At 68.3% G+C, this 22,325-nt stretch carries 20 protein-coding genes; 6 read left to right on the top strand and 14 right to left on the bottom strand.

Annotation, left to right across the window (positions count from 1 at the left end):
• The first annotated feature begins 14 nt into the window (after positions 1 to 14).
• The 4 genes from epmA (at position 15) to E4V01_RS13485 (ending at position 3,612) form a co-directional block, all read left to right on the top strand.
• Entirely contained in the window at positions 15 to 1,073 is a 1,059-nt protein-coding gene (gene epmA / locus E4V01_RS13500; RefSeq protein WP_135298688.1) for an EF-P lysine aminoacylase EpmA, read from the top strand.
• A complete protein-coding gene (locus E4V01_RS13495) occupies positions 1,070 to 2,131 on the top strand; it encodes a lysine-2,3-aminomutase-like protein (RefSeq protein ID WP_135298687.1) in 1,062 nt (353 codons plus the stop codon). Before epmA ends, E4V01_RS13495 begins: the two co-directional genes overlap by 4 nt.
• A complete protein-coding gene (locus E4V01_RS13490) occupies positions 2,128 to 2,751 on the top strand; it encodes a glutathione S-transferase family protein (RefSeq protein WP_135298686.1) in 624 nt (207 codons plus the stop codon). The genes E4V01_RS13495 and E4V01_RS13490 overlap by 4 nt, the downstream gene beginning before the upstream one ends.
• Positions 2,752 to 2,814: 63 nt before the next feature.
• Positions 2,815 to 3,612, top strand: a complete 798-nt coding sequence (locus E4V01_RS13485) for a YdcF family protein (protein WP_060770396.1) — start codon at positions 2,815 to 2,817, stop codon at positions 3,610 to 3,612.
• A gap of 7 nt (positions 3,613 to 3,619) precedes the next feature.
• Here the strand turns inward: E4V01_RS13485 and E4V01_RS13480 are convergent, their stop codons facing one another.
• The 7 genes from E4V01_RS13480 to E4V01_RS13445 all read right to left on the bottom strand — a co-directional run bounded on the left by E4V01_RS13480 (position 3,620) and on the right by E4V01_RS13445 (position 9,214).
• Positions 3,620 to 3,883 carry a DUF3253 domain-containing protein gene (locus E4V01_RS13480; protein WP_083530858.1) on the bottom strand — a complete coding sequence of 88 codons (264 nt, stop codon included), beginning with the start codon at positions 3,881 to 3,883 and terminating at the stop codon, positions 3,620 to 3,622.
• Positions 3,873 to 4,586, bottom strand: a complete 714-nt coding sequence (locus E4V01_RS13475) for a DUF599 domain-containing protein (RefSeq protein ID WP_060770394.1) — start codon at positions 4,584 to 4,586, stop codon at positions 3,873 to 3,875. Before E4V01_RS13475 ends, E4V01_RS13480 begins: the two co-directional genes overlap by 11 nt.
• A gap of 101 nt (positions 4,587 to 4,687) precedes the next feature.
• On the bottom strand, positions 4,688 to 4,972 hold the full coding sequence (locus tag E4V01_RS13470; RefSeq protein ID WP_135298685.1) for an acylphosphatase: 285 nt from the start codon (positions 4,970 to 4,972) through the stop codon (positions 4,688 to 4,690).
• Between the two features lie 275 nt (positions 4,973 to 5,247).
• On the bottom strand, positions 5,248 to 5,679 hold the full coding sequence (locus E4V01_RS13460; protein ID WP_003599285.1) for a gamma-glutamylcyclotransferase family protein: 432 nt from the start codon (positions 5,677 to 5,679) through the stop codon (positions 5,248 to 5,250).
• Between the two features lie 190 nt (positions 5,680 to 5,869).
• Positions 5,870 to 7,873 carry an acetyl/propionyl/methylcrotonyl-CoA carboxylase subunit alpha gene (locus tag E4V01_RS13455; protein ID WP_135298684.1) on the bottom strand — a complete coding sequence of 668 codons (2,004 nt, stop codon included), beginning with the start codon at positions 7,871 to 7,873 and terminating at the stop codon, positions 5,870 to 5,872.
• Positions 7,874 to 8,100: 227 nt separating this feature from the next.
• A complete protein-coding gene (locus E4V01_RS13450) occupies positions 8,101 to 8,559 on the bottom strand; it encodes a hypothetical protein (RefSeq protein WP_135298683.1) in 459 nt (152 codons plus the stop codon).
• Between the two features lie 172 nt (positions 8,560 to 8,731).
• Positions 8,732 to 9,214 (bottom strand): L,D-transpeptidase, encoded by a 483-nt coding sequence (locus E4V01_RS13445; protein WP_371688521.1) that lies wholly within the window; start codon positions 9,212 to 9,214, stop codon positions 8,732 to 8,734.
• 455 nt (positions 9,215 to 9,669) lie between these two features.
• On the opposite strand from E4V01_RS13445, the gene E4V01_RS13440 reads away from it, so the two are divergent.
• Complete coding sequence (locus tag E4V01_RS13440) at positions 9,670 to 10,599, top strand: histone deacetylase family protein (RefSeq protein ID WP_135298707.1); 930 nt, start codon at positions 9,670 to 9,672, stop codon at positions 10,597 to 10,599.
• A gap of 23 nt (positions 10,600 to 10,622) precedes the next feature.
• Here E4V01_RS13440 and E4V01_RS13435 read toward each other — a convergent pair whose 3' ends face one another.
• The 5 genes from E4V01_RS13435 to E4V01_RS13415 form a co-directional block, all read right to left on the bottom strand.
• Positions 10,623 to 10,856, bottom strand: coding sequence for a hypothetical protein (locus tag E4V01_RS13435; RefSeq protein ID WP_135298682.1), 234 nt, complete (start codon positions 10,854 to 10,856; stop codon positions 10,623 to 10,625).
• 98 nt (positions 10,857 to 10,954) lie between these two features.
• Entirely contained in the window at positions 10,955 to 12,031 is a 1,077-nt protein-coding gene (gene ribB, locus E4V01_RS13430; RefSeq protein WP_135298681.1) for a 3,4-dihydroxy-2-butanone-4-phosphate synthase, read from the bottom strand.
• 752 nt (positions 12,032 to 12,783) lie between these two features.
• Entirely contained in the window at positions 12,784 to 13,905 is a 1,122-nt protein-coding gene (aroC, locus tag E4V01_RS13425) for a chorismate synthase (RefSeq protein WP_135298680.1), read from the bottom strand.
• A 65-nt stretch (positions 13,906 to 13,970) separates the two neighbouring features.
• Entirely contained in the window at positions 13,971 to 14,564 is a 594-nt protein-coding gene (locus E4V01_RS13420; protein ID WP_135298679.1) for a DUF3578 domain-containing protein, read from the bottom strand.
• Positions 14,561 to 15,694 (bottom strand): anhydro-N-acetylmuramic acid kinase, encoded by a 1,134-nt coding sequence (locus E4V01_RS13415; RefSeq protein WP_135298678.1) that lies wholly within the window; start codon positions 15,692 to 15,694, stop codon positions 14,561 to 14,563. The genes E4V01_RS13420 and E4V01_RS13415 overlap by 4 nt, the downstream gene beginning before the upstream one ends.
• Positions 15,695 to 15,835: 141 nt before the next feature.
• Here E4V01_RS13415 and tyrS point away from each other — a divergent pair, with 141 nt between their 5' ends.
• Positions 15,836 to 17,107 (top strand): tyrosine--tRNA ligase, encoded by a 1,272-nt coding sequence (tyrS, locus tag E4V01_RS13410; RefSeq protein WP_135298677.1) that lies wholly within the window; start codon positions 15,836 to 15,838, stop codon positions 17,105 to 17,107.
• 60 nt (positions 17,108 to 17,167) lie between these two features.
• Here tyrS and E4V01_RS13405 read toward each other — a convergent pair whose 3' ends face one another.
• Positions 17,168 to 18,244 (bottom strand): fatty acid desaturase, encoded by a 1,077-nt coding sequence (locus E4V01_RS13405; RefSeq protein WP_135298676.1) that lies wholly within the window; start codon positions 18,242 to 18,244, stop codon positions 17,168 to 17,170.
• Between the two features lie 564 nt (positions 18,245 to 18,808).
• Entirely contained in the window at positions 18,809 to 22,240 is a 3,432-nt protein-coding gene (locus E4V01_RS13400) for an AsmA-like C-terminal region-containing protein (RefSeq protein ID WP_135298675.1), read from the bottom strand.
• Positions 22,241 to 22,325: the final 85 nt, after the last annotated feature.

The following is a 22,325-nucleotide window of genomic DNA, read 5'->3' as shown; positions in this document are numbered from 1 at the left end:
GAGGCTGTTTTCGCGTGAGTCACGAGTCTTCGCCCTGGTGGCATCCCGGCCTCCATGCGGACCGCCGGCCGCTGCTGCTCACCCGCAACCGCATCCTCGCGGGGTTTCGCGCGTGGTTCGCGGAGCGCGATTTCGTCGAGGTCGAAGCCGCCGCGCTGCAAGTCTCTCCCGGCAACGAGGCGCATCTCTCGGCCTTCGCCACGGAAGCGATCCTGCCCGATGGTGCGCGCGAGCCGCTCTATCTCCACACCTCGCCGGAATTCGCCTGCAAGAAGCTGCTGGCCGCGGGTGAACCGCGCCTGTTCAGCCTCGCCCACGTCTTCCGCAACCGCGAACGCGGCGCGTTGCACCATCCCGAATTCACGATGCTCGAATGGTACCGGGCGGGCGAGCGCTACGACGCGCTGATGCAGGACGGTGCCGCGCTTTTGGCCCTCGCCGCCGAAACCGCGGGCGTGAAGCGCCTGACCTTTCGCGGGCGCGAGGCCGATCCGTTCGCACCCTTCGAGCGGCTGACCCTGGCGGAGGCCTTCCAGCGCTTTGCTGCCATCGATCTCCTCGCCACGGTCTCGCCCGACGGCGGAACCGACCGCGACGCCCTCGCCGATGCGGTGATGACCCGCGGCCTGCGCGTGGCGCCCGACGACAGCTGGGCCGACCTGTTCAGCCGCGTCCTCGTCGGGCTGATCGAGCCGCATCTCGGCCAGGGGCGCCCGACCATCCTGTGCGAGTATCCGGTGAGCGAGGCGGCGCTCGCCCGGCCGAGCCCGCGCGACCCGCGGGTCGCCGAGCGCTTCGAACTCTATGCCTGCGGCGTCGAACTCGCCAACGCCTTCGGCGAACTCACCGATCCCGCCGAGCAGCGCCGCCGCTTCGAGGCGGAGATGGCGGAGAAAGCCCGCATCTACGGCGAGCGCTACCCGATCGACGAGGAGTTCCTGGACGCGCTGGCGATCATGCCCGAGGCCAGCGGCATCGCGCTCGGCTTCGACCGCCTGGTGATGCTGGCCACCGGCGCGCCGCGCATCGACGACGTGATCTGGACACCGGTCCCCCGGAATCGGTCGCGGTGAGCCTCGCCCTGAAGAGTGTCACCGCGCTGGCCCGCGCCGGGCTGGTGGACGCGGCTGCCCTCCCCGCCCTGGAGCGGGTCGCGGCGCGCTACGCCGTCTCGGTGACCGCCGACATGGCCGAACTGATCGACGCGAACGATCCCGACGACCCGATTGCCCGACAGTTCATCCCTCGCGCGGAGGAGATTGAGACGCGGCCCGAGGAGCGCGCCGACCCGATCGGCGACGACGCGCATGAGGCGGTGCCCGGCATCGTCCACCGTTATCCCGACCGGGTGCTGCTGAAGCCGCTCCACATCTGCCCGGTCTATTGCCGTTTCTGCTTCCGCCGCGAGCGCGTCGGCCCCCAAGGCCAGGGTTCGCTCAGCGAGGCGGAATTGGCGGGTGCCTACCGCTACATCGCCGCGCATCCGGAGATCTGGGAGGTGGTGGTGACGGGAGGCGACCCCTTCGCCCTCTCGCCCCGGCGGCTCGCGGCGATCACCGAGGCGCTCGGCGCGATCCCGCATGTGCGGGTGCTGCGCTTCCACACCCGCGTGCCGGTGGTCGAGCCCGCCCGCGTCGATGCGGCCCTGGTCGCCGCCCTCAAGGGGTTTTCCGGCGCGGTGTTCGTGGCGCTCCACGCCAACCATCCACGCGAATTCACGCCGGCCGCGCGCGGGGCCATGGCCCGGCTGGTCGATGCCGGCATCCCGATGGTGAGCCAGAGCGTGCTCTTGCGCGGCGTCAACGACGATGCGGAAACGCTCGAAGCCCTGATGCGCCGCTTCGTCGAGAACCGGATCAAGCCCTACTACCTCCACCACGGCGATCTCGCGCCGGGCACCGGCCATCTGCGCACGGCGCTGCCGGAGGGGCAGGCGCTGATGCGAAGCTTGCGCGGTCGCCTCTCCGGTCTCGCCCAGCCGCTCTACGTGCTCGACATTCCCGGCGGCCACGGCAAGGTGCCGGTGGGGCCGGGCTATCTTGACGAGGCGGGCGAGTCCTGGCGGGTGACCGATCCGGGCGGGGCCGTTCACGCCTATCCCCCCGAGAGCGACGACGAGGACGTGCGATGATGCTGAAGCTGTGGGGGCGGGCCAGCTCCGGAAACGTTCAGAAGGCGCTCTGGGCGCTCGACGAACTGGGTCTGGCCTACGAACATATCGAGGCGGGCGGCGCACACGGCATCGTCCATGATGCCCGCTACCGCGCGATGAATCCCAACGGCCTCGTGCCGACGCTGGAAGAGGATGGCTTCGTCCTCTGGGAGTCGAACGCGATCCTGCGCTATCTCGCTTACGCCCATGGCGGCCCGCTGGCCCTGCCGGAGGCGCCGCGTGCCCGCGCGCTCATCGACCAGTGGCTCGATTGGCAGGCCACCGCCTTCACCCCGGCGATGCGCGACGCCTTCCTCCAACTCGTGCGCGTGGCCCCCGACAAGCGGGACGCGCGGATGATCGAGGCGTCGCGCGCCGGCTCCGAGCGCTGTGCCGCCCTGCTCGACCGGCATCTCGCGGACACGCCCCACGTGGCGGGCGAGCTTTTCTCCATCGCCGACATCGCCGTGGGGCTCGCGGCGAATCGCTGGTTCCAACTGCCGCTGGAGCGGGAGGAGCGCCCGAACATCCGCCGCTGGCTGGGCACGCTCGCGCAACGGCCCGCCGCCTCGGCCGTTCTGTCGCTGCCGCTCACCTGAACTGTTTCCGGCGAAGGTCAGCCCGTGTCGGATGCCGTGTCGAACCCCGGACGAAAGAAGACGATGTTCTTCCCGCTCTCGAAGCTGATCTTCTTCGTCCTCACGCCATCGAACTTCCTGATCCTGCTCGGGCTCCTCGGCTGTCTCCTGCTCTTCACTGAGGCCGGCCGAGGGGTCGGGCGGGTGCTCACGATCGCCGGCTTCGTCGGGCTCCTCGTCGCCGGGCTCTCGCCGCTCTCGGCCTGGACGCTGGCGCCGCTGGAGAACCGGTTTCCGAGCTTCACCGATGACGGCACGCCGATCACCGGCATCGTCGTGCTCGGCGGGACGGTCGAGGCCGATACCTCGATCGGCCGTGACCAGATCACCGTCAACGAAGCGGGCGAGCGGGCCATTGCGCTGGCCGACCTCGCCCGACGCTACCCGCAGGCGCGTCTCGTCTTCTCGGGTGGCTCGGGCAGCAATCGCGAGGACGCGGTCTCGGAGGCCGAGATCGTCAGCCGCTACGCCGACACGCTCGGCGTGCCACGCAACCGCCTGATCCTGGAGCAGCAATCGCGCAACACCCACGAGAACGCAGTGTTCTCCGCGCGCATGGTGCAACCGAAGCCCGGCGAGCGCTGGCTCCTCGTCACCTCCGCCTGGCACATGCCGCGCTCGATGGGCTGCTTCCGCAAGGCCGGGTTCGACGTCACCGCCTATCCGGTCGATTACCGCACCAACTGGCCGCGCGACGCCTACCGCCTCGCCAGCTTCGCCTCCACCGGTCTGGGGGAACTCGATATCGGCGTAAAGGAGTGGATCGGGATGATCGCCTACCGGCTCACCGGCTACACCGACGCGGTGCTGCCGGCGCCGTGAAACGCCGTCACCCCCGCGGCAGACTCAAGCGATAGATCCCGCGAAAATCGTCCGGATCCTCCACCGGCTTGCCCTTGCGCATGATCTGCACCCGGCCTTCCTTCGTCAGCCGCACGGCGACGCGGCGGACCGGCTGCATCAGCGGGCTCCAGCCATCCGGATGCGGGCCGCCGAGGGCACGGGCGATCTCGGAGGGGCAGCAGGTCTTGTCCGCCCCGCGCTCGCTCACGAGCCGCAGCATCGTCTCTTCGATCGCGGCTTCATCGGCCATGTGGGTCATCCTCGGCGAGCAGAAAGGCGCGGATCCGCGAGGAGAACTGGCGCCGCCACATCACCCAGACCACGCTGGCGGTGGCGAGCATCATCACCGGTGCGCTCACGAACCAGCCGAGATAAGCCAGCGCGAACAGGAAAGCACGCTGGCCTTTGGCGAAATGCGAGCCCGCCGCCACGTTCATCGCGCCGGCCCGCTCGGCCGCCCGGAGCATCACCGCCTCGGAGGCGCCCGAGCCCTTGGGCGGCACCGCGCCGATCAGGATCGCGCCGTAATTGAACAGCCGGTAGGCCCAGGCGAACTTGAAGAAGGCGTAGACGAACACGACGGCGAGCCCGGCGACCTTGATCTCCCAGGTCTGCCGGGTCGTTCCCGCGCCGAAGGGCAGCGCGGAGAACAGGTTGAGCACGTCGTCGCCCGAGCGCGAGAGTGTCAGCACCGAACCGAGTGCGATCAGCGCGGTCGAGGCGAAGAAGGCGGTGCCGTTCTGAAGCGAGGCGTTGATCGTCGTATCCACCACGCGGTTGTCGCGGGTGATCATCTGGACGGCCCATTTGTGCCGCTGCCGGTTCATGATCTGGCTGAGGCTCAGCCGGTCGCCCCGTCGCCGCTGCACGGCAAAGCTGTAGCCGGCCCAGGACGCCACGAAGAAGACGAGCGCCGCGAAGTCGAGCGGAGAAAAGGCGTGGAGGTCCCACATGGTCAGGGCGTCGTCATCGCGGTTTCGTCTCGCCGGTCCGGGTGGGCGTGCTGCCCCGGCGGCTACAGGCCGGCGGCTCGGTGGGCAAGCCCTCGACCTGTCTAGGCGCGGATGTTGAAACCCGCGCTCGGAGCGGCCTCGGCCTCCTCGCTTACCTCGATGCCGTCGACGCGCGCCGCGAACGGACCGCGCCGGCACGCGGCGAGCAGCGCATCGACCGCCTCGGTGGGGCCCGAGAACAGCGCCTCGACGGTGCGGTCGGGCAAGTTGCGGACCCAGCCCGCGACGCCGTGCCGGTCCGCCTGCTTCTTTGTCCAGGCGCGGTAGGACACGCCCTGCACGCGGCCGCGGATCACGACACGGATGGTCTTGTCGTCGGTGCTCACGATGGAGGGGACTCCCGGTTCCGTGCCGGAGCCGAGAGCCTCGCGCTTCCGGCTAGCGGGTGGCCATGGCGGCGGAGGCCGGCGCGGCCTCGGTGCGGCGCGCGGCTGCCGCCTGCGGACGGCCGGTGAGATACCACGCCAGCGAGACGAAGAGCACGCTGCCGACGAAATATGCCGAAGCAGCACGGCGGATAGCGGGCTGCCGAGGAGCTTCCAGCCGAAAGTCGCGCAGTGCAAGTACCAGGGGTCGCTTCGAGCCGTGCGCGATGCGCGGGTCAGGCCGGAGTTCGGCGCTGCCAGCCGCGGATCTCCTGGAGGTAGGGCCCCGGCAGTTGAGCCGCCTGCCCCGCCGCGAGCACGGCTTCGAGATAGCCCGGCCGCGGCAGGCCGCCGGCTCCGCTGCGGCCGAGATAGATCAGGGCGCGCTTCGTGCCGCCATCGGTGACGATCGGCTGATAGGCCTTCACGTAGAGGCCGCCGGCCACACCCTCGTAGCGGTCGAGGGCCGGCACGTCGGAGAGCGCCAGTTCCCACAGCACGCCCCACACCGTGGCGCCCGGCGCGCGCACCACGGAGGCCCAGCCCTCCCGCATGATGATGAAGCGGTGCCGCGGCAAGCGCCCGCGCCCGATCAGCTGCGAGGCCGGGCAGCGCTGGGCCATGGCGGCGGCGTCCATGTTGGCGCCGTAGGCGAAATAGAGCGGCATATCCTTGAGGGCGGATGGAGGGGCGTGCCCGCTCTCCGGCGGATGCGGTCGAAGACCGAGGCGATCCGCCCCCGATCCTCGTCGTGCGTCGTCAGTCCGGACGTTCGGCCGAGGGAGAGCGGTCGGGCAGATCGCGAAATCGTCGCGCCGCCGGACCGCTTCGCTCACGATGGCAGGCGTGTTCTGCCGATCAGGCGAATTCCAGGATCACCGCATCGACCGCGAGGCTGTCACCTTCTTTCGCGGCGATCTTGGAGATGGTGCCGTCGCGCTCGGCGCGCAGCACGTTCTCCATCTTCATCGCCTCGACGATGGCCAGCGGCTCGCCGTTCTTCACCTCCTGGCCCTCGCTGACCATGATCTGCTTGACCAGGCCGGGCATCGGGCAAAGGAGCTGCTTGCCGGAGCCGGCATTCTCCTTGACCGGCATCAGGTCGGCGAGTTCGGCCTCGCGGCGGGTGAAGACCCGCGCTTCTGCCGCCGCGCCCGCATGCTGCAGGAACACGCCGTTGAGGAGCGGGCGCACCTGGATCGCGACCGACTGATCGCCGACCGTACCGCTCCAGACCGGCGCCCCGGGGCGCCACGCGCTGCGCACCGCGGCTGTCGTGCCGTCGTCGAAGGTGACGAGGAGGTCGTCGCCTTGCGTATCGACGGTGACGTTGAAGCGCTGGCCGGAGAGCACCACCACGCGCTCGCGCTGGAAGGTCAGCAGGCTCGGGTCGCGCATCTGGCCGGAGATGCCGCGCTTGCGGATGTTGAGCTTGTGGTCGATCGCCGCCGCCACCGCCGCGAGCCGATGAGCCACCGGCCCCTCGGGCTCGGGTGCGATGAAGCCGTCCGGGAACTCCTCCTTGATGAAGCCCGTCGAGAGCCGGCCGTCGCGCCAGCGGGGATGGGCCATCAGGGTGGCGAGGAAGGGGATGTTGTGGCGGATGCCCTCGATGGCGAAGGCGTCGAGCGCGGTCGCCTGCGCGTCGATGGCCTCCAGGCGGGTCGGCGCCCAGGTCACGAGCTTGGCGATCATCGGATCGTAGTGGATCGCGATCTCGCCGCCCTCCTCCACGCCGGTATCGTTGCGCACGGTCGCCCCGCCGAGCGGGCCCTCCTCCGGCGGCTGGTAGGTGGTCAGCCGGCCGATCGAGGGCAGGAAGTTGCGGGTCGGATCCTCGGCATAGACGCGGCTCTCGACCGCCCAGCCGTCGAGCTTCACCTGATCCTGCGTCAGCGGCAGCTTCTCGCCGGCGGCCACCCGGATCATCAGTTCGACGAGGTCGAGCCCGGTGATCATCTCGGTGACCGGGTGCTCCACCTGCAGGCGGGTGTTCATTTCGAGGAAGTAGAACGACTTGTCCTGGCCGGCGACGAACTCGACGGTGCCGGCGGAGTCGTAATTCACGGCCTTGGCCAGCGCGACCGCCTGCTCGCCCATCTTGCGGCGGGTCTCTTCGTCGAGGAGCGGCGACGGCGCCTCCTCGATGACCTTCTGGTTCCGGCGCTGGATCGAGCACTCGCGCTCGCCGAGATAGATCACGTTGCCGTGCTTATCGCCGATCACCTGGATCTCGATGTGGCGCGGGTCGGTGATGAATTTTTCCACGAAGACGCGGTCGTCGCCGAAGGAGGACGAGGCCTCGGACTTGGCGCGGGCGAAGCCCTCGGCGACCTCGTCGGCCGATTCGGCGATGCGCATGCCCTTGCCGCCGCCGCCCGCCGACGCCTTGATCATCACGGGATAGCCGATCTCGTCGGCGATGGTCACGGCGTGCTCAGGGCTCTCGATCACGCCGAGGAAGCCCGGCACCGTCGAGACCTGCGCAGCCGCTGCGGCCTTCTTCGACTCGATCTTGTCGCCCATGGCGGCGATGGCGCCGGGATTGGGACCGATGAAGACGATGCCGGCTTCCGCCAGCGCCTTCGGGAACGCCTCGCGCTCGGAGAGGAAGCCGTAACCCGGATGGACCGCCTGGGCGCCGGTCTGCTTGCAGGCGTCGATGATCTTTTCGATCAGAAGGTAGGACTGCGCGGCGGGCGCCGGGCCGATATGCACCGCCTCGTCGGCCATCGCGACGTGGACCGCATCGCGATCGGCGTCCGAATAGACCGCCACCGTCTTGATGCCCATCTTCCGGGCCGTCTTGATGATGCGGCAGGCGATTTCGCCCCGGTTGGCAATCAGGATCTTATCGAACATCGCAGCCGCTTCTTGAGGGAGACTGTCCCGACCTGCCCCTCCCGAAGGCAAGCCCGAACGCATCCCGATAAAGCACTTACGCGGGAGACGGAAGCTGTGCTGCACTCCCCAAAAGGCCAGCTTCGGTGAAATCCGATTGAGGGGCCGTCAATTCGAATTTCGATGGTGCTCGGATGCTGGCCGCGGGGCCGATGCCGTGGGTGCATCTGGGCTCAAAACTGAATTCATCATGCAGCGCAGGGCATACGACCGGTGGGGCAGGCGACGGCCTTGGCCGTTGCGCTTTTGGCGGTCGCGCTCTTGGCCTTGAGGGCGAAGGCGATCAGCGTCTCGTCGCTGGTCTCGGCCTCGCGCACGATCTCCATGGCGATGCGGCTGCCGAGCGCCGTCGGGCCCTTGCGGCCGGCGATGGAGGCGGCGAGCCACGCGGACATCTCGCGGGTGATGATGCCGGTGGGGCGCTCGCCGTAGACGGCGAAGTTCACGACTTCCGCCGTGACGAAGGCGGAGAAGCCTTCGTGGGTGTCGGCGACGGCGCGGTCCAGCGCCAGCAGCAGGTCGGCCTCTTCGCGGCCCATGATGCCGTCGGGGAGGATGTCGCGGGCGAGTTCGCGAACATCGTCCTGGTTCAGGCTGCCGGCATCGACGATGCGGGTGCAGAACAGTTCAAGCGCAGTGTTGGTCATGGTCTGGTTCCTCTCGAGCTCGTTGTCGCCGGTGTTCGTCCGTGTCTGTGCTGACATTACGGACCGACAGCGCTCGAAGAGGTTAATGGCCAAATCTGAACCCGTGTTCAGGTAAACGGCTGCTCACGATTGAGCCTTTCGAAAAGCTTGCTTGTTCGAAGTAAGACTCTCTTCAGCGAACCACGACCTTCGTCCCGACCGGCACGCGCCCGTAGAGGTCCATCACGTCCTCGTTGAGCATGCGGATGCAGCCGGAGGAGACCGCCTGCCCGATCGTCTCCGGCTCGTTGGTGCCGTGGATGCGGTAGAGCGTGTCCCGCCGGTTCTGCGCGAGATAGAGCGCGCGGGCGCCGATCGGGCTGAACGGGCCGCCCTCCAGGCGCGGCGGCAGATCCGGGTGGCGGCCGATCATCTCCGGGGCCGGGTTCCAGTCCGGCCATTCGAGCTTGCGGTCGATCTCGGCCCTCCCGGTCCATGCGAGCCCCGCCCGCCCCACCGAGACGGGATAGCGCATCGCCTTGCCGCCGGGCTGCACGAGGTAGAGCCGCCGCTCGGCCGTCTCGACGACGAGGGTGCCGACGGGCTCCCGAGTCGCGAAATCGACGGTGGTGCGGGCCAGAGCCGGATCGAGGGGCGCTTTCGGCGCGAGCTTCATCCAGGCGGCATCCCGCTCCGGCCCCGGAGGCAGCGGCGGAACGGCGGGCCGTTCGGCGACGATGGGGACGGGTTATGCGACCTGCGCCGTCTGCGACTGGCAGGCTGCCAGGGGTATGAGGCCCACGAGAAGAGCGAGGGCGGGCGAAGGGCGCATGGCGGGTGGCCGGTCGTTCGAAGGAAGCCACCGCAGGTTGAAGGCGCGTTTGTGGCCAAGCTTGGACCGCGATACGGCCGGTTGTGGACGAGATCGATCCGGGCCCCTGTCCCGGTTTGCGTTATTGCGCACGGGCGACAAGATCGACAAGTTCGAGAAAACAAGGGCGGTGGCAGGTCCGGCGCAAGATCGGGCGCACCGCATCGGCAACAACACGCTCGCCCCGCTTTCGCAGGGCGGCACGTGACGAGGCGGGCGCCCGAAGGGCATCACCGTCTTGGGCACCGGGAGAAACGGCCCTGAGCACCCTGTACGTCACCCATCCGAGCGCGGTCGAACACGTGGTCCCGACCGGCCATCCGGAGCGGCCGGCCCGCATGCAGGCGGTCGAGCGCGCCCTCGAGAATGAGCGCTTTGCCGCCCTCGTGCGCTGCCACGCCCCGAAGGCGGAGGCTTCGGTCGCCGAACTCGTCCACCCCGCGTCCTACGTCGAGACCCTCGTCGCGGCCTCGCCCGACGAGGGCTTCTTTCAGATCGACGGCGACACGCTGATGTCGCCGGGCTCGCTCAACACCTGCCTGCACGCCATCGGCGGGTCGAACCACGCCGTCGATGCGGTGATGAAGGGTGAGTGCGCCAACGCCTTCGTCGCCATGCGCCCGCCCGGCCACCACGCCGAACGCGACCGCGCCATGGGCTTCTGCCTGTTCAACCACGCAGCGATCGCCGTCCGCCACGCTCAGACGGCGTTCGGTGCCGTCCGCGTCGCGCTGGTGGATTGGGACGTCCACCACGGCAACGGCTCGCAGGATATCTTCTGGGCCGACAAGACCGTGATGTACGCCTCGACCCACCAGATGCCGCTGTTTCCGGGCTCCGGCGCCACGGGTGAGCGGGGCGACCACGACACCATCGTCAACGCGCCGCTCAAGGCGTTCGACGGCAGCGAATTGTTTCGCGAAGCGTTCGAGGCGCGCATCCTGCCGCGGCTCGAGGCCTTCGAGCCCGACCTGATCGTGATCTCGGCGGGGTTCGACGCGCACAAGCTCGACCCGCTGGCCAACATCCAGCTCGACGAGGCGGATTTCGGCTGGGCGACGCGGCGGCTGATGGAGGTGGCCGACCGCCATGCCGGCGGTCGCGTCGTGTCGATCCTGGAGGGCGGCTACAGCCTCGACGGCCTCGCCCGCTCGGTCGCCGCCCACATGGATGCGCTGATGGGGCGGTGACGGGACCGCCCCCGCTGTTTTGCCTACCGGTGCGCCAGGATCAGGGTGATGAGCACGGCGGCGACGCTGAGAAACATCACGCTGCCGAGGATCGCCCCGGTCACGGCATTCGCGGACACATAGGTTCCGGCGACGCGGCTCAGCGCGGGCACGACCCCGTGCCGCTCGGAGGCACGGCCGGGATGCCCGCAGGACGGGCTGGCCAACGCCTTCTCCGAGACGCGGCGATCGCAGGCGGGACAGGGGACGAGGACCATGCACGCTCCTTTTCCGCCACCGGCGGCGAGGGAGCCGCCTCGAAAAGGAACTGGGAACGGCCACGCTTGCCCGCAAGGGGCCGCGGGGCCGCCGGCCTTCAGCCCTCCAGCGGCTCCTCGCTGACCAGTTCGATGCCAAAGCCCGACAGGCCGACATAGGACCGCGTCGAGGAGGACAGGTTGCGGATCGAGACGACGCCGAGGTCGCGCAGGATCTGCGCGCCCAGGCCCACCTCGCGCCACTGGCGCACGCGCTGGGCCTCGGCGCCCTCCTCGGCGTAGCGGTTGAGCGGCACGCCCGCGGTGCCGTCGCGCAGATAGACGAGGATGCCCCGGCCCTCCTTGGCGAAGCGGCGCATCACCGAATCGATCTGCCGCCCGCCCTCGATCACGTCGGCGACGACGTTCGAGCGGTGCAGGCGCACCGGCATGTTGCGTCCGTCGCCGATGGCGCCGTGAACGAAGGCGAATTGCTGGATTGGCTCGAACGGCGTGACATAGGCGTAGCCGGTCATCGCTCCGAACTCGGTCTTCACCGGGAAGGTGCCGACCCGCTCGACCAGCCGGTCGCGGGCCTGCCGGTAGGCGATGAGATCGGCCACCGAGACCCGCTTGAGGCTGTGCTGCTCGGAAAACGTGTCGATCTGCGGCCCCTTCATCACGGTGCCGTCGTCGTTGGCGAGTTCGCAGATCACGCCGACCGGCGGCAGACTCGCCAGCTTGCACAGATCGACCGCCGCCTCCGTATGCCCGGAGCGCATCAGAACCCCGCCGTCGCGGGCGATAAGCGGGAAGACGTGACCCGGCCGCACGAAGTCGCCCGCACCCATATTGCCGTTGGCGAGCGCGCGCACCGTGTTGCAACGCTGCTCGGCCGAGATGCCGGTCGTGAGCCCGTGGCGCACATCCACCGTCACAGTGAAGGCGGTGCCGAGCGGCGCGTCGTTCGACGCCACCATCGGGTCGAGATGGAGACGGCGCGCCTCGGCCAGAGTGATCGGCGCGCAGACGATGCCGCAGGTGTTGCGGATGATGAACGCCATCTTCTCCGGCGTGCAGAGCGAGGCGGCGACGACGAGGTCGCCCTCGTTCTCGCGGTCGTCGTCGTCGGTGACGACCACGATCTCGCCGCGGGCGAAGGCTTCGATGGCCTCGGTGACGCTGCTTTGTGTCATCTGATGTATTACCTGTCGGAGAGCATGGCGGGTATTACTGTAAAAACCTGCTGCTGAGATAATTTACAAAAATTCCGATTATAATTGATGCTATTATTGTAGTGAATATGAACGACGATATCTTCTTGCGCCAGAGATGGGTACCTAAACCTCTTCCAATATTGAATATGATTCTTGGCAGAAACAATTTTGACAAAAAATTTGCTACGAAAAGTGAGATGGACGCGCTCGAGAAAAAATTCAATATGACCAGAAGTTCATTGGTATTTTTTTGGTTTAATGCAATAAATAAGGGTGTCCCTATGACAATGATCGGAAAAATCCAAACATAAGGCTCGAGCCGGTATATCCAAGAATACCATGTCTTCATATTATTAATAATATTCTCTATGTCTTGTTTCATTTCAAGGCAAAACGCCTTTGTGCCTTCACAGTCATAACTGACGACCCAGAAGAAATTATTACTAAAATCAACTCTAGACAAAATCTTATCTTTGAAATTATATGATGCAAGGGAAATTTCCTTGATCTTTACTGAGCTAAGATAGGTATCTTCGAATATCTCATCAACATTTTTGCTGGTCGCAACAAACCCATCTGTGAATTTGATCGAAATTTCAACATCCTCTTTGCAAGCGCGCTTCATTGCTTTGTAGAGATTTACGATTTTTTCTTTGTCAACATAAATTCCTGCCGACAGGTTTCTACTAATGCTGAAGTCTCCCAGTCTCGGCACAGAAGAAGCCTTCAATCTAAAAATTTGAGGATGCGGTCGTGCGAGTTAGCCCAATCTGCCCGCGTTGGCGCAGATGGTGATCGGCCAGCACGCAGGCCATCATCGCCTCGGCGACGGGGACGGCGCGGATGCCGACGCAGGGGTCGTGGCGGCCCTTGGTGATGAGATCGATCTCGGCCCCGTCGCGGTTCACGCTCTGGCGCGGGGTCAGGATCGAGGAGGTCGGCTTCACCGCAAACCGGACAACCACCGGCTCGCCCGACGAGATGCCGCCCAGGATGCCGCCGGCATGGTTGGCGAGGAAGCGCGGGCGGCCATCATTGCCGGCGCGCATCTCGTCGGCGTTCTCCTCGCCGCGGAGTGCTGCGGCGGCGAAGCCGTCGCCGATCTCGACGCCCTTGACTGCGTTGATCGACATCATCGCAGCGGCGAGATCCGCGTCGAGCTTGCCGTAGATCGGTGCGCCGAGGCCGGGCGGCACGCCCTCGGCCACGACTTCGATCACCGCGCCGACCGAGGAGCCGCTTTTGCGGATTTCGTCGAGATAGGTCTCGTAGAGCGCTGCCGCCTTCGCGTCGGGGCAGAAGAACGGATTTTGGCCGACCTGCTCCCAATCCCAGTTCGCGCGGTCGATCGCGTGCGGCCCCATCTGTACCAGGGCGGCGCGGATGGTGATTCCGGGGATGACCTTGCGGGCGACGGCGCCGGCTGCGACCCGCGCGGCGGTCTCGCGGGCGGAGGAGCGCCCGCCCCCGCGATAGTCGCGGATGCCGTACTTGGCGTCGTAGGTGAAGTCGGCGTGGCCGGGGCGGTAGCTGTCGCGGATTTCGGAGTAGTCTTTCGAGCGCTGATCGGTGTTCTCGATCATCAGCGCGATCGGCGTGCCGGTGGTGAGCTGTCGCCCGCCGGTGCGGTCGTCGCTGAACACGCCGGACAGGATCTTCACCTGATCCGGCTCGCGCCGCTGCGTGGTGAAGCGCGACTGGCCGGGCTTGCGCCGGTCGAGTTCCGCCTGGATCTCCTCGGCTTCCAGCGCCAGGCCGGGCGGGCACCCGTCCACCACGCAGCCGAGCGCCACCCCGTGGCTCTCGCCGAAGGTGGTGACGCGGAACAGGTGGCCGAAGGTGTTGTGCGACATGGCGCGCGTGCCTTAGCGCGGGATGCCGCGAAGGGCCAGCTTTTGGCTGCGGCGCCTCCCCTGCTTCAGAGTCGGAGCCCGCCCCGCGCCTTCAGCGCCCGGTAGGCGGCGATGCCGCTGGCGAGATCCGCGCGCAGCCGCCGCTCGTCACCGAGTTCATGGAGATCGTAGGTCAGCCCGAGGATGTGGGCCGCCTCGTAGCCCTCGGGCAACTCGCCCGCGCTGCCGAGCGTGATCGTCGGGACCGGCAGGACATCTGAGAAATCCGAGAGCCGTTCCCGCAGCCGGGCCCCGCCGGCGCGCAGGTGCTCGCCCGAGCGCGGTCCGTGCTCGCGGATCGCCGCCACGGTCCCCTGCGCCAGCGAGAGATGCACCGCCTCGCGATGCGCCGGGAACAGGTAGACGAGGTAGTAGCCGCGGGTGGCGCTCGTCGTCACGGCGGGGTCGAACACCGCAAGCCATGGCACCGCGGCCCAATGGCTGCCGCGGCCGGGGCTACCCTTGACGAGGAACGGCCCGTCGAGGGGTGCGAGGACCCGGCGCAGCTCGTCCGGCGCGGCTTTTCGAATCACGTGCGCGAGCGGATGCCTCGCGGGCGGGTCGAGCCGGGCGAGCGGGTATTCCTCGATGATGCGGCGCAGGGCGTAGCCGAGGCTCACGGCTCGGAGACGATCCCACCGGTGACCGGTTCGCTGACGCCCGTGGTCGTCGGATAGGTGAGCGGCAGGCCTTCCAGCGCCCGCAGGGCGAGATAGGCGAAGGCCTGGGCTTCGAGAAAGTCGGAGGACCAGCCGATCGCGTCGGCGTTCAGCACTTCCGCCGCGAGGAGCCGTTCCAGCATCGCCATCAGCGTCCGGTTCCTCGCGCCCCCGCCCCCGACGATCCAGCGGGTCGGGCGCTCTCCGGCGAAGGCGAGGCTGCGGGCGACGGCGTGAGCCGTGAAGGCGGTGAGCGTCGCCGCGCCGTCCTCGACCGTGAGATAGCCGGCGAGACGATGCGAGAACCAGTTGCGGTCCAGCGATTTCGGCGGCGTGCGCAGGATCAGCGGATGGCCGAGCAGGTTCTCGAGCAGGTTTTCGTCCACCGTACCGCGGGCGGCGGTGGCGCCGTTCTCATCGAAATCCCGGCCCGTGCGCTCCTTCATCCAGTCGTTGATCGGCCCGTTGCCCGGCCCGGTATCGAAGGCAAGCATGTTGCCGCCGGAATCGATCAGGGTGGCGTTGGCGAGGCCGCCGATATTGAGGATGCCGAGCGGCCCGGCAAAGCCTGCGGCCTCGGCCAGCGCCTTGTGGAACACCGGCACCAGCGGCGCGCCCTGCCCGCCCTGCGCCACATCGTTGGCGCGCATATCGGACACGACGCGGATGCCGAGACGCTCGGCCAGGGCCGCACCGTCGCCGATCTGGACCGTGAGGCCGAGCTTCGGCCGGTGGATCACCGTCTGGCCATGGAAGCCGACGACGTCGATATCCTCGGGCCGAAGGTCGTGCTCCGCCAGGAACGCTTCGATGGCCTCGGCATGGGCGCGGGTGACGAAGTCTTCCGCCTCCGCGAGACGTCCCGGCCGGTCGGTGCGCGCCCGCAGCCCTTCCGCGTCGCGGGTCGCCTCGCGCAGCAGCGCCTGCTCGGCCTCGGCATAGCCGCGATAGCCCGTCGGGCCGAGCGGCGCGACCAGGCCGTTGGCGGATTTGACGAGGCGGATACGCTCGCCGTCGCTCTCGATCAGCGCCACGTCGATCCCGTCGAGAGATGTGCCGCTCATCAGGCCGATTGCGCGCTTCATCGCCATGGCCGCCCCTGTCCCCCCAAAATCCGGGCTCGTGCCTTTCGCGGCCTGCCCTGCTAAGAGCGCGCGCGAGCGCTTCCCCTCGCGGGATAGCATTGCGGCCGCGCCCCTGTCGCGCCGCCAAACCATCCGAGACCGATCACCATGACCGCCGAGAGCTTCGCGCCGAAATCCGACTTCATCCGGGTGCTGCAGGAGCGCGGCTACATCCATCAGGCCTCCGACCTCGCCGGCATCGACGCGCTGGCGGCGGAAGGGGGGCTGACCACCTATACCGGCTACGATTGCACGGCCGCCTCGCTCCATGTCGGCCACCTGCTCTCGATCATGATGCTGCACTGGCTGCAGACGACAGGCGGCAAGCCGGTCGTGCTGATGGGCGGCGGCACCACGCGCGTCGGCGACCCGTCCGGCCGCGACGAGACGCGCAAGATCCTGACGCTGGAGCAGATCGAGGCCAACAAGGAAGGCATCAAGCAGACCTTTTCGCGCTTCCTCTCCTTCGGAGAGAGCGGAAACGGCGCGATCATGGTCGACAACGCCGAGTGGCTGACGAAGCTCAATTACATCGAGATGCTGCGCGACATCGGCCGGCACTTCTCCGTCAACCGTATGATGTCGATGGACAGCGTGCGGATGCGGCTGGAGCGCGACCAGGAGCTGTCGTTCCTCGAGTTCAACTACATGATCCTGCAGTCGTACGACTTCGTGGAGCTGAACCGCCGCTTCGGCACCCGCCTGCAGATGGGCGGCTCGGACCAGTGGGGCAACATCGTCAACGGCATCGATCTCGGCCGCCGCATGGGCACGCCGCAGCTCTACGCCCTGACCTGTCCGCTCCTGACCACGTCGTCGGGCGCCAAGATGGGCAAGACCGCGGCCGGCGCCGTCTGGCTCGATGCCGGGATGCTCAGTCCTTACGATTACTGGCAGTTCTGGCGGAACACCGAGGACGCCGATGTCGGCCGCTTCCTCAAGCTGTTCACGCTGCTGCCGCTCCCCGAGATCGAGCGCCTCGCCGCGCTTCAGGGCGCCGAGATCAACGAGGCCAAGACGATCCTCGCCACCGAGGCGACGGCGCTGATGCATGGCGCGGAGGCCGCCGCCGCCGCCGCCGAGACCGCCCGGAAAACCTTCGTCGAGGGGTCGCTGGCGCAGTCCCTGCCGACGATTCCCGTGCCGTCCGCATTGCTCGAGACGGGCCTCGGCGTGCTCACCGCCTTCGGCCCGGACTACGCCAAGCTCGTCCCTTCGACCAGCGAGGCGCGCCGCCAGATCAAGGGCGGCGGCCTGCGGGTCAACGACGTGCAGGTGAGCGACGAGAAGGCGGTGCTACGAACGGAAGACCTGACGGCGGAGGGGGTGATCAAGCTCTCGTTCGGACGCAAGAAGCACGTCCTGCTGCGGCCGGAATAGCCGATCCGCCCGGCCAGGGGTCCGCACCACGGGCCCCTGATCGCTCCGCGTCCCCGCGCCTCAGGCGGCCTGAAGCCCGCGCACACGGGCGAAGCCGACCATCTTGCGGGCCTCCTCGTCCCAGAGCGCCAGCTTCAGGCAGCGCAGGCTGTCGCGCAGGGTCAGGCGGCCCACCCGCCCGAGAACCTCGTGGCCGTCGAGGCATTCCTGCAGGCGGTAATTCGGGATGCGGCTGTTGAGGTGGTGGACGTGGTGCAGGCCGACATTGCCGGTGAACCACTGAAGAACCCGCGGCAGCGCGTAGTAGGAACTGCCGCCGAGCGCCACGCGGTGGAAGTCCCAGGCGTCGGCTTCCTCCCAGACGGTCTCCTCGTACTGGTGCTGGACATAGAACAGCCAGCCGCCGATCCAGGCGGCGACGGCGATCACCGGCACGAATGTCCAGAGCACCGGTCCGATGCCGCCAGCCGCGAGCGCCAGCACCGCCAGAGCCACGAGGAGCACGGCGTCGAGCGCCAGCACGTCGCGCCACGCCGTCCGCCACGGGAGCCCCACGCCGAAGGGCAGGCGCTGCAGGACGAGGAAGTTGATCGGCGAGCCGAGCACGATCAGGATGAACGGATTGCGGTAGAGCCGGTAGCGCAGCCGGCCCCAGCGCGACAGCGCGAGATACTCGCGCACGGTCAAGGTATGAACGTCGCCCGTGCCGCGGCGGCTGAGATCGCCGGTCGTGGCGTGATGCAGGGCATGCGCGCGCTTCCAGCTGTCGTAGGGCGTCACCGTCAGCAGGCTCAGGGCGCGGCCGAGCCCATCGTTGCCGCGGCGTGACGGCAGGAACGAGCCATGCCCGCAATCGTGCTGGATGATGAAGAGCCTCACCAGCAGGCCGCCCGCCGGCACGGCCAGCGGCAGGGCGAGAAGCGCGTAGCCGTTCGCCGCCGCGCCGAGCATCACGGCGCAGAGGATCAGATAGGGCAGCAGCGTATCGGCCACCTGCCGAAGGGCCATCCGGGGAATTGGTTCGCGGAACGCGGCGCAGTGTCGGGCCACCTCCCGCGCGAGCTTCGCGTCGTCGGTTCGGGAGTCCTCGTCCGCGAGCCGGCCTGTCGCGGTCGGGTTCGATGGTTGGGCGATCACAGTGGCCGGCAATCCTGTTCGTCGAGCGCCTTGCGAGGCGGGATAGGCGTGCAAAGGAAGCGACTCGCTTGATGCGACCGTACCGCTGCGGTCGGTCCCGCTTCCACGGTCCGACATTGAGGTCCTGGCCAAGCCGGTCCGGGGTGCGACCCGCCGAGCCGTGACCTCACGGGGATTGCGTTGGAAGGAGGACTGTCCGCGCCCTTCGATGTCGCTGCAATGAGCGCCGGACTTGGACGCGGGAGCCGTCACCGGTCAGGTCGTTCGAACCGGTTGGCCTCAACGCCGTATGCGAAAGGCCGATCCTTGGAAAGGCGCGACTTGAAGCACCGTCCCGCCGCCGATCCGCCCCGCGCGGGTTTGCGTTACGGGCTCTTCGTAAGCTCTTGCGCCTCCGTCATGAGGCTCAACGCGCCCAGTGACGGTGCGCCACACAGCGCTGTTGTGCCGCGTCGCGTCAGATCGAAGCTGACCTCCGGCCCCGTCCGGATGTGGTCCGCTCGACCATCCGATCCCAGCCCCGGCCGTTCTCTCGATGGGGTCAGGACAGCGGCGTCCTGATCCCTACTGCTCCGGTCCGCCCTGCCCGGCCCCATTGGCGAAGGTATCGCCGCTGCCGGCGCCGAACAGCTTGCGCAGGAAGCCGGGGGCCACCGCCGAGAGCGGGTTCACGTTGACCGTCGGCTTGGCGATGGGCCCCGAGACGTTGAAGTTCACCGCGAACAGGCCCTCGTTGCTGCCGCCGGCCAGCAATGGCCCGAACAACGGCACCTGCGCCACCACGTTGTTGAGCCCGTAGAGCGGCACGAAGGTGCCGTCGATCTGCGTGCGCTCCTTGGCCGTGTCGAGCCAGCCGGTTGCGGTGAAGCCCATCGCCGCGTTCGAGATCGCCGCGTCGGAGAAGCTCACCCGCGGGCCGCTGCGGGTGAAGTTCGCGCGCATCTTGTCGAAGCCGACATCGTTGGCGTTCGGGGCCGCGCGCCGTCCGTCCGAGGGCAGCGGGGCCTGGGCGACGATGCTCGACAGGGCGGGCTCATTGCGCAGGGCAAAATCCTTGATCTGGACCACGCCGGCCTGCGGACCGTCATTGAGATAGACGTTGAGCGCGAGCCGCCCGCCATACATCCGCTTGTAGATGTCGAGGAAGCGGAGCGTCGCGCCGGAATCGGCGGAGTCGAGGGTCAGCAGCGGTGCGCCGCGCTCGCTCCGAACCACGGCGCTGAGCGGGGAACCGCCGAAACGGCCCTTGAACTGGGCGGCGCGCAGATCGCCGCCCTTGAAGCTTGCCTTCAGCGTGGCGTTGGTAAGCGACTCGCCGTTGAAGCCGGAGACGATGTTGGCGGCGACATCCGCCTCGATGTCCTTGCCGGGATCCTTGCTGCCTTTGCCGTCATCCGTCAGGCCCTTGAGGAAGGGCCGTGCATCGAGGACGGCGCCCTTCACCGCGACCTTGTAGGTCGAGCCGGCCCGGTCGAGGCTGACGCGCATATCGTCGCCCGGCGAGAGCTTGAGCGCCGTCAGGTCCGCCCGTTCGAGAGTGCCCTCGGCCGAGATCGTGGCGCTGCCTCGGGCGAGCGCGGGGGCGGCGTCGAGGGTGATGTCGCGCAGCTCCATCCCGCCGCCGGCCGCCTCCACCAGGGTGAAGCCGAGGCGCCCGGCCTTGCCCGCGGGTTTGCTCCAGCCGGGCATCAGACCGTTGATCGAGGCGCGGGTCAGGTCCGCCTCGACCCGGGCCGGTGGCTTGCCGGCGGAGGCGGGACGCCCGACCGGCACCACGACGCGGGCCGGGATGATGCCGCCGAGCTGCGGCGCGGTCGGCAGGCCGCGCTTGGCGCGGAAGGCGTCGTCGAGGTTCAGGCTCACCACCGCCTCGCCGGGTGTGCCGGGCTTGGGCTGCTTCAGGTCGATGGCGACGGCGGTGCCGAGCAGCCGCCCATCGCCCTTGAGGGTGAAGCCGCTGCGGTCGAAGGAGAGCGTGAAGCGGCCCGCCTCGAAGCGATCCTTGCCGACCGCCTTGTCCATGCTGAATTCGGTGACCGAGCCGGTGAGCGTCACCGGCATCTCGGCGAGATCGGGCACGTGCTTGAGGTTGATCGGCACGTCGAGGCGCAGGTCCGCCTTGCCCTTCAGCGTGGCCGGGTCGATGTCGACGCCCGTAAATCCCTTGAACATCGGGGTTTCGAGGAGCGCGGCCAGCGAATCGACGGAGCCGGACAGCCGCAGGCCGAGCTGGGCGATGATCTTGTCCGGCTGCGGATCGCGGATCAGGAAGGAGGCGTTCGAGATCGTCAGGGCCCGCGTGTCGGAGAGGCGGATCTCGGCGGTGGCGTTCTGGATCGTCGTGCTGCGGCCGGTGATCGTACCGGTGACCCGGCCGTGGCTCAGGGGTGGCGCGTCCGGAGAGATGGTCAGGCCGGCATCCGAGACCGCGAAGGTCACGTTGAGCGCGGCATCCGGCATCGGGTCGCCACGGGTCGCGGCAGCGAGTTCCGGTCCGCTCATGTCGATCTGGATGTCCGCCTGATCGAGCCGTCCGCCGCGCAGTTCGTCCACGAGGTAGTTGCGCACGCCGGGCGCGATGTTCTCAGGCCAGAGCCGCATGGCCTTGCGGCCATCGGTGTCGTTGGCGACGATGTGCAGCGTGATGCCCTCGTCGTCGGCTCGCGTGCCGACCGTCCCGCTCAGGCGTCCGTTCAGGCCCTCGCCCGTAAGCGCGATCGACTCGATGTTCACACCTCCGGCCCGTCCGGTGATCCGCCCGCTGATCTCGCCGATGCGGAAGGACGGGTCGCTGCGGGCGGCGCCGCGCAGAAGCGCGTCCTTGCCGGCGAAGTCCAGGGTCCACGCATCCTCGGCACCGGGCGGGCCGATGGCGAAGGCGCCGGTCAGGTGCGCGTCGTTGCCGCCGCCCTTGTAGTCGATGGCGGAGATCGCGAGCGCGCGCTGCGTCTCGTCCCAGCTCGCCTCGGTGCGCAGCTCGTCGACGACGACGGGGTTGAAGTCCTTCTCGTCGATGAGGAGGGTACCGCCGCCGGTCTTCACCTCGGCCTTCATCGTCTCGATGCGGCCGCCCGACAGCGCCACGTCGGCCCTGGCCGAGAGCTTGAGGTCGGTCTCCACCGGCATCTTCGAGTGGCCGGACAGCAGCAGCAGATCGGTGATGGGCAGGTCGTCCAGGGTGATGACGCCCGCGCGCCGCCCCTCCCCCGCCTCGTGGACGCGCCCGCCGAAGCGCCACTCGCCGTGGGGTCCGTCGATGCGCAGCTCGAACACCCGCGAATCGTCGCTGGTGCCGCGGCGGAACAGGCCGTTCACCCGCTCAAAGGTGGCCTGGTGCCGGGCGTCGTCGACGAGGGTCAGGCGCCCGTTGGTGATCCGCGCCCGGTCAAGGGCGCCGATAACGCCGGCCGGATCGAGCACGACGCCGAAGATCGAGGCGACCGCCGCCGAGACCGGCGAGACGGTGCCGCGGGCGGCGTCCACGCTCGGCAGGGTATGGGGCTTGGCCGCCTCGCCTTGCGACGGTGACGAGGCGGCGAAGGCGATGGACCCGTCATCATGGACGAGGGCGGTCATCTCGATGTCGCGGAATTCGATGGAGCGCGGCTGGACCGAGAGGCGCAGCAGGCTCCACGTATCGAGGCTGACCACCGCGAGCGGGGCGCGCACCACGAGCGCGCCCTCCGGGTTGAAGATGTCGAGCCCGCCGACTCGGAGTGCCAACGAGGATTCGCTGTCGAGCTCGAGCGCGCTGTCGCGCAACGCCACGCGCCAGCCCGGACCGAACCGGCTCGCGACCGCCTCGGCGACCTGATGCGTCAATCCGTCGATGCGCAGCGGACCCTGCGACAGCCGCAGGGCAACGAGCCCGCCGCCGAGCCCGACCAGGAAGACGAGAAGCAGCGCGCACCACAGCACCGGCCGCCGCCGACGGCGCGCTTTGCGCGGCGCCTCGACCGCCTCCTGGAGCAGGGTCCTGGCCGTTTCCTGATCCATCACTCGTTCGCTGCTACACCCGTAGGTTCGGGCGAAGGTCCGTTTGCCGCGGCGGCTTTCCTCAGGATTCAAGCCATTCCGGCAT

Source organism: Methylorubrum sp. Q1 (genome assembly GCF_004683995.1).
Lineage (GTDB): Bacteria > Pseudomonadota > Alphaproteobacteria > Rhizobiales > Beijerinckiaceae > Methylobacterium.
This window is presented reverse-complemented; position numbering and strand designations above follow the sequence as displayed.